The 11,602-nt window shown below is 54.9% G+C and carries 10 protein-coding genes; 7 read left to right on the top strand and 3 right to left on the bottom strand.

Features of this window, described 5'->3' with window-relative positions; genetic code table 11:
* The 3 genes from ACF8AM_RS14505 to ACF8AM_RS14515 all read left to right on the top strand — a co-directional run.
* Window positions 1-696, top strand: a 696-nt coding sequence (locus ACF8AM_RS14505; protein ID WP_392556322.1) for an ABC transporter permease, incomplete at its 5' end; no start/stop codon positions are given.
* A 19-nt stretch (window positions 697-715) separates the two neighbouring features.
* On the top strand, window positions 716-886 hold the full coding sequence (locus ACF8AM_RS14510) for a hypothetical protein (RefSeq protein ID WP_392556323.1): 171 nt from the start codon (window positions 716-718) through the stop codon (window positions 884-886).
* Between the two features lie 34 nt (window positions 887-920).
* Complete coding sequence (locus ACF8AM_RS14515; RefSeq protein ID WP_392556324.1) at window positions 921-2,186, top strand: adenosylmethionine--8-amino-7-oxononanoate transaminase; 1,266 nt, start codon at window positions 921-923, stop codon at window positions 2,184-2,186.
* Here the strand turns inward: ACF8AM_RS14515 and ACF8AM_RS14520 are convergent.
* Complete coding sequence (locus ACF8AM_RS14520) at window positions 2,174-3,058, bottom strand: hypothetical protein (RefSeq protein WP_392556325.1); 885 nt, start codon at window positions 3,056-3,058, stop codon at window positions 2,174-2,176. The genes ACF8AM_RS14515 and ACF8AM_RS14520 overlap by 13 nt on opposite strands.
* Before the next feature lie 455 nt (window positions 3,059-3,513).
* Between ACF8AM_RS14520 and ACF8AM_RS14525 the strand changes: the two genes are divergently transcribed.
* Window positions 3,514-5,043 carry an arylsulfatase gene (locus tag ACF8AM_RS14525; RefSeq protein WP_392556331.1) on the top strand — a complete coding sequence of 510 codons (1,530 nt, stop codon included), beginning with the start codon at window positions 3,514-3,516 and terminating at the stop codon, window positions 5,041-5,043.
* 43 nt (window positions 5,044-5,086) lie between these two features.
* Window positions 5,087-6,487 (top strand): sulfatase, encoded by a 1,401-nt coding sequence (locus tag ACF8AM_RS14530; RefSeq protein ID WP_392556326.1) that lies wholly within the window; start codon window positions 5,087-5,089, stop codon window positions 6,485-6,487.
* A 112-nt stretch (window positions 6,488-6,599) separates the two neighbouring features.
* On the opposite strand, the gene ACF8AM_RS14535 is transcribed toward ACF8AM_RS14530, so the two are convergent.
* On the bottom strand, window positions 6,600-6,953 hold the full coding sequence (locus ACF8AM_RS14535; RefSeq protein WP_392556327.1) for a cation transporter: 354 nt from the start codon (window positions 6,951-6,953) through the stop codon (window positions 6,600-6,602).
* A 212-nt stretch (window positions 6,954-7,165) separates the two neighbouring features.
* On the opposite strand from ACF8AM_RS14535, the gene ACF8AM_RS14540 reads away from it, so the two are divergent.
* Both ACF8AM_RS14540 and ACF8AM_RS14545 read left to right on the top strand, forming a co-directional pair.
* The gene (locus tag ACF8AM_RS14540) at window positions 7,166-8,458 is read left to right on the top strand and encodes a CobW family GTP-binding protein (RefSeq protein WP_392556328.1); all 1,293 of its coding nucleotides are present in this window, start codon (window positions 7,166-7,168) and stop codon (window positions 8,456-8,458) included.
* Between the two features lie 756 nt (window positions 8,459-9,214).
* Complete coding sequence (locus tag ACF8AM_RS14545; RefSeq protein WP_392556329.1) at window positions 9,215-9,682, top strand: cytochrome c oxidase assembly factor 1 family protein; 468 nt, start codon at window positions 9,215-9,217, stop codon at window positions 9,680-9,682.
* Window positions 9,683-9,924: 242 nt separating this feature from the next.
* Here ACF8AM_RS14545 and ACF8AM_RS14550 read toward each other — a convergent pair.
* On the bottom strand, window positions 9,925-11,602 hold a 1,678-nt coding region (locus ACF8AM_RS14550; protein WP_392556330.1), incomplete at its 5' end, for an efflux RND transporter permease subunit.

Genomic DNA, 11,602 nt, shown 5'->3' on the forward strand with positions numbered 1-11,602 from the left:
GCTCACTATCTGCGTTTGGTGGGCGGGCCGTCTGCCTGGGGATATCTGATCATTGCTGGCTTGATCGCTGGATTCACAACGACCTATTTCACGCTGCGTTTCTTGCCGTTCCGCTTGTACACCCAGCCGCTGTTGATCGACGAGTTGCTTTCTTCGATCGGGTTTGCACTGTATCGGATTTTGGTCCCGGTCTTGGCGACCGTGTTGGTCGCGGCCCGCTGCGGTGCGGCTGTGGCGGCGGACGTCGGGGTGAAGCAGTACGGCGGGCAGGTGGATGCGTTTCGAACGTTGGGAATTCGTGCACCTGCGTATCTGTTGGTGCCGATTTTGGCCGCGTTTTTGATCGCGACGCCTGTGCTGGAGTGGATTGCATTCACTGCCGCTCACTGGATCAGTCGCATCACGTTCAACGTTACGTATCCCGAAATGGGAGTCTATTTCTGGCAACAACATTTCTTTCGTGCCATCACGCCCGATACGACCGGAGCATCCGGGATCTCATGGTGGAAAGGTTGGGATTGGGTGCTGGCAAAGAACTTGCTTTGTGGTTTCGGCACCGCGGCGATTGGTTACCATCAAGGGATTACCCCCAAGCATTCAGCCGGTGATGTCAGCCATTGCATCACCGCAACTGTCTTGTGGACGACACTGTATGTTTTGGTCGTGCACTTCATTGTTGCGTTGCTGGAATTTTGATTGCCCCGCAGGAGACACCATGGACAAGAAGGCGAAGAAACGTTTGGACGTGATCAACAAAAAACTGCAAACCTTGCGTCCTCGGCTGGCCGGTTCGAAAGAACAGGCTGACGATTTGGATGAACTGAAGGAATTGGAAGACGAGATCAAAGCCCTGGAGGAAGAAGCCGCCAAGCTGCGAGCTTCGTGAAGACACGAAAGCTACCAGAGGTAACAGTCCGACGATGAATCAAGTGTGGCGCCCCTACTGCCAGATGAAGACCGCGCCGCCGCCAATGAAAGTCGTGGCGACGGACGGTTGTCATTTGATTGGCGAAAACGGCGAGCGTTGGATTGACGGCATGGCGTCGTGGTGGTCGGCTTGCCACGGCTACAATCATCCGCATGTCCGAGCCGCGGTGACGGAGCAGCTCGCTCGGATGCCACATGTGATGTTCGGCGGGATCACCCATGAACCCGCCGAGCGGTTGGCGGATCGGTTAGCTCAGTCGGCGCCGGGTGATTTGAATCACGTCTTTTTTTCCGATAGCGGATCGGTCGCAGTCGAAGTCGCGATGAAAATGGCGATTGGGCATTGGCGCCGCCACAACCGCCCTGGACGCACTCGGTTCTTGGCATTTCACAACGCGTATCATGGCGACACCACGGGCGCGATGTCGTTGTGTGATCCGCAACGCAGCATGCATGCTCGATACAGCGACGCGATCACCAAGCAATTTCATGTAGCGCTCCCGCGAGATGAAGCCACGTCACGAGAGCTGGATCGTGTGCTGGCGGAACATTCGGATCTGATTGCCGGAGTTTTTGTGGAACCGTTGGTGCAGGGCGCCGGCGGAATGCGCTTTCACGACATCGAAACATTGCGACGAATTCGCGACGCGTGCCAGCGTCACGAAACGCTGCTGATCGCAGACGAGATCGCGACCGGCTTTTACCGTACTGGCGAAATGTTTGCCGTCGACCACACCACGGAGGCCGGGCAACGCGTCGTCCCGGATATTCTGTGTTTAGGAAAAGCGTTGACTGCGGGAACGATGTCGATGGCGGTCACAATTGCCAGGACTGACGTCTTCGATTCGTTTTATGATGATGATCCCGGTGCGGCTTTGATGCACGGGCCGACCTTCATGGCCAATCCGTTGGCTTGCTCGGCGGCGAATGCGTCGTTGGATCTGTTCGATGAAATGTCTTATGACGTTGGTCGATTGGAATCCATTCTGAAAGATCGATTGTGTGTGCTGCGAGACGTCGACAATGTTGTTGACGTGCGATGCTTCGGAGCAATTGGAGTGATTCAGTTTCGAGACCCACCGGACATGCAGCGGGTGCAAGATGAGTTAGTGCAACGAGGCGTCTGGTTGCGTCCGTTTGGCGACTGTTTGTACACAACGCCGTCACTTTGCATCGACGATGATTCACTGCATCAAATTTGTGATGCCATGATCGAATCAGTGCACACAACGTTGCCAATGAATCATCAATTGCGATAGCGGTCGTGGCATTGGCTGCATTGTTGTTTCAACCGATCCATGGAATTCCGCAACTCGTGGAAGTCTTTGCGTTGGACTTGAGATTCCATGGAACCGACCAAGCCGACTGATTCGTGCATCCAATCTCGCATCTCTTCGTTGCAGACGCGGTGTGATTCCCGCAGTGCCTCTTGAAGCAGGCGAACATCACTGACTTTCCAATCATTTGTCTTCATCGAGGAAACGAGCACTTCGTACTGCAACGATGTTTCAACCATCAGCGATGCAAGCGTGCTGATTTCAGCAATCTCAACCAATTCCGGAAGGGCCGCGGAATCAGGTTGGGGACGGAATCCATCCACGTCGCGCCAGAGCCCAGCGTATTGCGAACCCGTGCCGGCGCGTTTCAACAAGTTGATCGCCTGATTGCGATTCAGCCAACCAGCGGTTTGGCCAATCACCGCTGCCATCGCTGGACCACGATGCTTGCCATGATGGCAATGCACATACATCGGGTCATCGACTTGTTGGATCAATGCCGCAGCCGATTTGCAAGCGTCTTCTCCCACCCCGTCGTAACCGATGGGGATGTGAATGTACCGAAGCCCGTGTTTTCGAGCCAATTCAACCTGGGGACGCTGACCATCGACGCTGACGACGATTTTGACTCCTAAGCGAGCCAATTCCGCAAATGCTGCCTCGCCAACTGGCGCCGCACCAGACATCAAGTTCGGATGAATCTCGATCCGGTTTTCGAGTTGAGATGGTGTCTTCGCCCGACCGTTCATATCGGTGGACTCGTCCGCTACCAAGTCGGCGGATGCAAAGAGCGTAACAGAGAGAAAGCAAATCCAACCGGGAACCCGAGCGGTCCAATCGTGTGTGTGATTCATGCTCCCCAAGATAACGAATTCGGAATGCATTTGGAAAAGGTGAGTCGCTTGCTTTCCGCTTGAATACACAGACAGGGGCCGGGAAGAGCCAGTATTCGAGGGAAGATGACACACCGGAAATCGGACGTCGTCAGGAACGACCAGGACGCTCGTGCTATTTCGAGAAAAGGAAGCGGACGCTCCGATTCGACAATGCGAGGCCGACGTCGCACGATTAATCTCATGTTCTGCCCAATCGGTCAGGAGTTCCGCTGATCGGGATTGCCTGAGAGCGGTTTGGCGGTCCGCCACGGGGGTGCGTGAGGACTTTCGCAAATAGCGAACGACGGATGAGTCGAGGCCCTTGTTTCGCATCTCCGTGGAGTTGAATATGGCGCAATGCGACTCGCCGGCGATCGCGTTACCATGACCCGGAGTGTTTGGCTTCGTGGATTCACGACTAAGAAAGAACGATGATGAAAATGTTTTTGGCCCTGTTCCTTGCTCTCTTTTGTCACTCGGCGGTTCAGGCGGCAGAGCAACCCAATGTGGTTTTGATTTTTGCCGATGACCTCGGGCCAGGAATGCTGGGGTGCTATGGCCAAGAAGTTGTTTCGACGCCGAACATCGATCGTATCGCTCGTGAGGGGATGAAGTTCACCAACTATTACGGCGGCGTTTATTGTGCACCCGCTCGTTGGACCTTGTTGAGCGGTATGCACGATGGTCGTATGGGCGGTTGGTCACAGAGTCGCGCTGGACTGCCAATCTGGCGGGACGCTGGCAAAATCACCGAAGCGGAATATCAAGAACGCTTGGCCAAACTGAAAGCGAATGCGTACCCCATCGCGGAAGAAGAAGTCTTCCTGGCACAGGTGGCTCAGCAGGCTGGATACAAAACGGCACAGTTTGGGAAGCTTGATCGAGGCTTTCTCACTTGGCATGAACGAGTTCAACGTTTTGGTTGGGACTTCTATGAAGGCTACTATGACCACCAACGTTGCCACGGTTTCTATCCACCTTATCTGTGGCGAAATGGGGAACGTTTCGAATTGCCCGGGAACACGCTTCCTGATTGTGGCAAAACGAGTGAAAAGGGAGACGAGCCAGTTGGCTATGGAGGAGCAACGTATTCACAGAACGTTTTCATTGAGGGAATCCTGAAATACTTGCGGTCGCATCACGACCATCCGTTCTTTTTGTATCACCCGACTCAGTTGCCTCATGGTCCCGTCGCGATACCCGAACTGCATCCCGATTTCGCGGACCATCCCACAATGTCGCTAGCGGAAAAGAAGTACGCTTCGATGGTCAAAATGCTGGACGATCACGTGGGGCTGATTCTGGATGAACTCGTCAGTCTGGGGATCGATGACAAGACCGTGGTTGTGTTCACGTCGGACAATGGGCATGAGCTTTATTACGGTCCCAAACCGGATTACAAAGCTCAGCGACTTCCTAACGGCGAGCCCGCTAACTTGACCGACAAAAAATGGCGTACGTCGGAGTGTGGGGATGTCTTTGACGGTGCCGGAGGCCGTGCCGGACTCAAACGGAGTGGCTATCAGGGAGGAATGCAGTGCCCGATGATCGTCCGTTGGCCGGGGAAGATTTCGCCGGGTAGCCAGACCGATTTGCTGAGTTCGCACTATGACTTTCTTGCGACCTTGGCTGATATCGTCGGGGAAGAAACACCGAAGGGCAAAGATGGCATTTCGTATTTGCCAACGCTGTTAGGGCAACCGCAAGAGCAGCAGCATGACTTCGTCGTCATCAACAACCAATTCAATGCCATGGGCAGTCGTGCCTTGATCACGCGAGAGGGTTTCAAACTCGTCGAGGCAGACCGGAAGAAGGGAATTTTTCAACTCTACGATATCTCTGCTGACAACGAGGAACGGTTTGATTTGGCGTCAGGGCATCCCGAGAAGGTCAGTGAACTGAAACGGACCTTGATGCAAGAAATCGATTCACCGCGACCCGACCTGCGAACTGAAACCAATTGAAGTCCCTCAAACGCTTTTTTGGCACAGCATCATGAATCGAAACATGCGAACGCTCTCCTTTGCAGTTTGGACGCTGCTGGCCAGTTCCGCGCTGGCGGCTGATCTTCCTAACATCATTCTGTGTATGTCGGATGATCAGGGATGGGGGGACACTGGCTACAACGGGCATCCCCATTTGAAGACGCCGCACTTGGATCAGATGGCAAAGGACGGCGTGACGTTCAATCGCTTCTATTCGGCTGCCGCCATGTGTTCGCCGACTCGGGCGAGTTGCTACACCGGTCGCAACCCGTATCGGTTTGGTGTGACCTTCGCAATGAAGGGCATGTTAGAACCGACCGAGATACCGATCACCACGGTCCTCAAGAACCATGGGTACGCTACCGGGCATTTTGGTAAATGGCATTTAGGGACCCTTTCGAAAAAACTGGGTGATCAAAAGCGTTGGGGGACGTTTGCAAAGCAACCCGAGCGATACTACTGCCCTCCTTGGGAGCGTGACGTGGACGTTTGTTTTGTCACGGAGTCGAAAGTTCCCACGTGGAACCCATTGTTGGATCCGGGGCCGATCACCGCGAAGGAAGGATCGCAGCCTCCTCGTTCGAACCGGGCTTATGGCAACGAATATTTCACGGGGCCGGGGCAGACCGCAACGGAAAATACGAGCGGTGACGATTCGCGAGTGTTGATGGACCGAGCGATTCCGTTCATTCGTGATGCGGTCGGCAATGAACAGCCGTTTTTTGCTGCGGTTTGGTTTCACACGCCTCATTCGCCCGTCGTCGGCGGTCCAAAGTACCGGCAGATGTATCGGGAGCATCCGGAACCCATGCAGCACTACTACGCTTGTTTGACCGCCATGGATGAGCAAGTGGGGCGTCTCCGAGCGGAGTTGGCACGACTCGGTGTGTCCGACAACACCGTGCTCTTTTTCTGCTCCGATAACGGACCCGCGCGACAAGGCTCGCCGCGACATGTGGGTTCGGCAAAGGATCTGAAGGGCTACAAACTTTCAATGAACGAAGGGGGCATTCGTGTCCCCGGTTTGCTGGTTTGGCCCGACAAAGTGAATTCGGCTCAGGTGATTGATGCTCCTTGCTTCACATCCGACTATTTCCCCACCATCCTCGATGCGGCTGGGATCAAGCTTCCAACGGATCGTATCTATGACGGAACCAGTCTGTTGCCTTTCGTGACGGGGGCTCAGGACGTCCGGCGAAAGCCGCTGGGATTCCTTCATCGCGATGGCAAGGAAGCCGTGTGGATGGAGCAACGATACAAACTCATCTCAACGGAAAAGGGCGACAAACTCTATGACATCGCCAATGATGCCAGCGAAACAACCGACTTGGCGCATCAAAATCCCGACATCGTGAAACGCATGAAGTCGGAAATGTCACGGTGGAAAACCAATGTGATGGCCGAGCTTGGCCGTGTGCCATGAATGCGACCTGACAAAAACGTTGTTTCATCCGCCGAGAATTTCGATTCAATTCCTGCTTCGCTGTCTGTCGTTTCTTTTCTGGTCCTGCTTTATCACGGAACCACCGGGCGCGTTACTTCTTGGTGGGTTTGGACGTGAATGTTCCGTCGGGCCCGACCAGTTTTTGCGGCTTCTTGCCAATGCTTTCCATCGTCGCCCAGAGCTTTACCGGGCTGAAACGAATGTCCTTGGCAGGGTAGAGCACAACGGTTCTCGTTTTGATATCGCAGTTGATCTTCGCAACTTCCTTGATTTTGCCAAAGTGAGCGGTGATCTGTTTGACGCAACCGCCGCACATTTCGCCGACGGTGATTGTCGTCGCGACCAGGGGCTTGTCTTCAGCCTGCGACTGCGAGGACGAAAGCAAAGCAATCATTAGAAAGACGCAGATTGATAGGCAGTTGTTTCGGTTCACAATTGTCGGCATGAGAACGTCCTGGATTCGGTGGGAGAGGAAGCGTCTGACGTCAGGCTATTTACACGCGACGGGAACACGCATTAAATGCCTGAGTGCAATGACTGTGAGAAATAGGCGAATGGATCCAGTTCGTCAATGGCAGATGCAAGTGTTTTGCAAAAAGGTTGGCCGGAAGGTCCGGGATTGCCGCGATTCAGCGAAAACGAAAAGGTTTAATTTAGATGAACGAATCAGAAAGCAAGAGTGGCCCCACGCTGTCGATCCTGAAGGCTCTGCAGACGAACCAGGAAGTCGAAGCAAGAATCCCGGTGACCGTGCTTTCCGGTTTTCTTGGTGCTGGCAAGACGACGTTGTTGAGTCACGTCCTCAACAACCGCGAAGGGCTGAAAGTCGCGTTGGTCGTTAACGACATGAGCGAGATCAACATCGACTCCCAACTTGTCAAAGGTGGAAGTGCCAGCCTGAACCGTGCCGAGGAAAAGCTGATCGAGCTATCCAGCGGTTGCATTTGCTGCACGCTACGCGAGGATCTGCTTCAGGAAGTCGGACGGCTCGCAGTCGAAGGACGCTTCGATTACTTGTTGATCGAGTCGACGGGCATCTCGGAACCACTGCCCGTTGCAGAGACTTTTATCTATGAAGATGAAGATGGCCGCAGCCTGAGCAACGCAGCGAAACTGGACACACTGGTGACTGTGGTTGACGGCGTCAATTTTTTAGAAGACTTCAATTCGATTGATGATCTTCGTGATCGCAACCTTGGCATGAGCGAAGGCGATGACCGTGATGTCCCGCAATTGCTGGTCAATCAAATCGAGTTTGCGAACGTCATCGTCATCAACAAGATCGATTTGCTCAGCGACGAACAACGCGGCATGTTGCGACAGATGATTGGCAGTTTCAACCCACAAGCCAAGCTTTTGGAGGCGTCGTATGGAAAAGTTGATCTGAAGGAGATCCTTAACACTGGATTGTTCACAGAGGAATGGGCGGACACGTTGCCGAATTGGTTGGAAAGCCCCGGCGAAGGAATGGATGTGGATGCGGAAAGGTATGGCTTCGAATCATTCATCTTCGAATCACGGCGCCCATTCCATCCGGCTCGGTTTCATGAGTTCTTTTCCAAGGGAGGTTTCAAAGGTGCGGTTCGTTCCAAAGGAAGCGTGTGGCTGGCAACCCGGATGGAGCTTGCCGGACTGTGGCAACAAGCCGGTCGGCTCGGGTCGCTGCAGTGCTCTGGAGCGTGGTGGTGTGCGTTGTCCGATGAGGAGTTGCCGGACGATCCAGAGTTGCATCAGTACGTCTCTGAGATATCACAAGAACCGTTCGGAGATCGTCGCCAAGAATTGGTCGTCATTGGACACCATCTGGATGAAGCGGAATTCAGGGAGAGGCTTGATCGCTGCTTGCTGACTGACGAGGAGTTTGAGTCTGGACCCGAGGCGTGGGCTCTGTTCGAAGATCCGATTCCAGCCTGGGAGCTCGTTGAACACCACCATGATCATGATCATTGATAAGTGCCTCCGGCCCAATTGATTTGCCCGCCTCATTTTCCCGCTCCAGGAGCTCGTGCCGTTTTCTGAGGCTGCGTTTTGACGCGTTTTCACGCGGCGCACCTCTCCTGAAACGCAGTTTGAGGAGAATTCGAGCGACGCCGTTCAGGCGTACGCGATGGTGAGGGCCGGGCATGGGAAGCGGCGCGGATTGCCCTCCCTCGGGAAATCTCGCTGAACGCTCGCTTTCCGACCCCTCCCGCTGCGGAGGTCGCGCAGTTTTGAAGTGCTGTGTTGCCAATCGCTTGTCATCACCCTTCCCCTGTGTGGCCCGAGCAAAGCGAGGGGAGGTCGAACGGCGATTGGCCGGTACAGCTTCGATCCGGTCCAGGGCTCAACCTATTGTCTACCACGAAACACGCAAAACACTTCTGCGTGTACCGCCGTGCATGCACCGTCTGCCTAACCAAACCCATGCCGGCTACTGCCGTTCGGTCCCGACTACTGCACAAAGACCCCCGTCCTTTCTGGGGCCGAGCGAAGAAGAAGCGTCCAACTGAAATGATGGCATTAGCTTCCAGTCTGTGATTGCGAGGAACACAGGTGGAAACCTATGCCACGTCTTTTCTTCTCGGTTATGTTGCGGGAAGAGGTTGGTCGGAAGGTTTTTGTTCCGTTTGTTTTTGCGCGCCCCAATAGGACAATGAATCAACCTATGCTTCTGCCAACCAAATTCTTCCTACCAGCCCGCTCCTTCGTTCACCTTGCAGTCTACTGATGTCTCAATCGCCAATCGTCGATCCGATACAAGCCCAGGCTCCGATCCAACCCCAACCCGCGTACACCGAACCCAAGAGGTCTAACACGGGCTGTATCCTGCTTGGTTTGGGTGGTGGTTGCCTGGTCGCCTTGTTGGTTTGCGGCGGTCTGATTGGAACCGGGATCTTCGGTGTCTTTGCGATGATCAAATCGAGTGAGCCCTACACCGAGTCTCTCGCCAGAGCCCAATCCAACGTCGAATTGCAGTCCGTGATCGGCGATCCGATCGAGGCCTCCGCACTCGTTCAAGGAAACATCAATCTCAACAATGATGATGGCGAAGCGGATTTAAATTATTCAGTCAGCGGACCAAACGGATCAGCGACGGTTCACGTGATCGGAACGAAAGCCGATGGAAGTTGGGACTACAGCAGAATGGACGCCACCACCGCAGACGGGACGACGATCGACTTATTGGTCGATTAGCACTTCAGTTCAACGTGGCGTTCGGATTGAATCGTAGTGGATGACGCAAGAAATCCCCTTGCGTGATTTGTGAATGGAGGACTCGTCGCCTCGTCCACTACCAACCGCGCTTCGCAAGGCGGCGCAGGATCGGCTGATGGGGACTTGGTTGAACTTGCATTGCCGGGCGATGCTTCTCCTTGCGGATGTCGGTGGGCTTTGCAAGTTGGCGTTTTGTGATTCAAAGTCTGGGAGAGACTTCGCTACGTGTGGGAGGCTGGCTCGTCTACTTTGGCCACTAAACCTAGGTCGGCCAACACGACGTAGGCAGCGGGGAGGGCGATCAGCACGAGGACCGTGGATGCCAGCAGGCCGAAGCACACGCTGACGGCCAGCGGGATCAACACCTGAGATTGGCGGCTGGTTTCGAACAACAGCGGAGTTAGGCCGGCGATCGTTGTGGCCGACGTCAGCAAGATCGCGCGGAAGCGAAGCCGACTGGCTTGTCGTGCCGATTCAATCACGTCTGTTCCCTCGGTGCGTTCTTGTTTCAAAAACAACACCAGTAGAATCGAATCGTTCACGACCACGCCGGCCAGCGACACAAAACCCAACACGCTGGGGATCGATAGCGAGTTGCCCGTGATCAGGTGTCCCCAAATCACGCCGATCAACGCCATCGGGATCGCTGCCATCACGATCAACGGTTCCGCCCAGCTTTCAAACTGATAGCTCAAAATCGCAAACACACCGATCAATCCCAGCACGAACGCTTGCAACATGGAGCTCCCCGTTTCGGCTGACTCTTGCGATTCACCTTCGATCTGAACGCGAACGTTGGGATGTTGCTTTTCAATTTCGGGGATCGCCTCGCGACGAAACAAACCCATCAGCGCCGCCGTGTTGGCCACTCGCGTGTCGACTTCGCCGATCAACGTCACGGTGCGACGACCGTTCAGCCTCGCGATCCGAGACCAGCCCGTGGTGACGTCCACTTTGGCTACCGCCGACAACGGCACATGACTGCCATCGGCCAAGACCACATGAAAGTCAGCAAAGTCCGCCAGGCTGTCTCGGTCCGACGTTTTCAAACGCGCTTCGATTTCATAAGCCTCCGTGCCGACTTGGATTTCATCGGCGACCGTGCCTTGGAACGCCGCGCGAACTTGGTCGGCGATCGTGGTCACATCCAACCCAAGCCCCACGGCGCCCTCATCCAAACGGATGCGATATTCCTGTTTGCCCGGACGCAAATCATCGGTCAAGTTGTAAACGCCTTGGTACTGGTCAAAGAACGCCAAGCCCTGTTGCGCGGCCGCTTTGGCGTCGTGAAGACTGTCGCTTTGAAAGCGGATTTCGATCGGTCGCCCCGCTGGTCCAAACGCCGCTTCGCCGTACGTGACACTGATCGCATCTGGTAGGTTACCGACCTCTTCACGCCACGCCTGAACCACCGCGTCGATCCGAGTTGATCGGTTTTCGGGGCTCAACAAATCGGCCGTGATGGTTGCCACGTGCGAACCCGATTCGAACGCGTCTGCGTTGGTTCCGAATTGCACCTGAACGGTTTCAACCAGTTCGCGACCGTCGGGTTGGTCCGGCGTGAATTCTTTGTTGACTTCTTCCAGTCCAGTCGTGATTCGCTGGACGATCTTTTCGGTCCGCTCGATCGGCGTGCCTTGAGGCAACAAGATGCGGGCTTCGACAATTTCGCCTTCGGTCGTGGGAAAGCCTTGAAAGGGAACAATGCCGCTGACGACCAACGCCAACGATGCCACGAACAAGCCAGCCAGGCTTCCCAAAAACAAGTAACGCCAACGGATCGCCCCATCGACGCACCGCCCCATCACCGATTCACGCAGCCAGTCCAACACGGCGTCGATCGCTCCACGCATTCGGCCGGACCTTTCCAAGCCCGAATGTCCCAGCGAGTGACCAAGG

This window comes from Rhodopirellula sp. JB055, assembly GCF_043100905.1.
Taxonomy (GTDB): Bacteria; Planctomycetota; Planctomycetia; order Pirellulales; family Pirellulaceae; genus Rhodopirellula.